The 262-nt window shown below is 39.7% G+C and carries 1 pseudogene; it reads left to right on the top strand.

What is annotated here, in order from left to right:
• Positions 1-262, top strand: a pseudogene (uvrC, locus tag AAEZ18_RS19070) (excinuclease ABC subunit UvrC); the annotation flags it as partial.

Below are 262 nucleotides of genomic sequence, written 5' to 3'. Positions count from 1 at the left end.
CACTCACTAATACTGAAACAGAAGCGCTGTTGCTTGAAAATAATCTAATAAAAAAATACCAGCCTCGCTACAACATATTATTACGCGACGATAAGTCGTATCCCTATATTTTATTAACTAGCCATAAACACCCTCGTTTAGCGTTTCATCGTGGCAGCCGTAAAATTAAAGGTGAGTACTTTGGACCTTTTCCGAGCGCGGGAGCGGTATCTGAAAGCTTGCGCTTAATGCAAAAAATATTTCCTGTTCGTCAATGTGAAGA

This window comes from Pseudoalteromonas sp. 19-MNA-CIBAN-0066, from assembly GCF_040308705.1.
GTDB classification, from domain to species: Bacteria; Pseudomonadota; Gammaproteobacteria; order Enterobacterales; family Alteromonadaceae; genus Pseudoalteromonas; species Pseudoalteromonas nigrifaciens.
The sequence above is the reverse complement of the archived record's forward strand: the minus strand, read 5'-3'. Positions and strand labels throughout refer to the sequence as shown.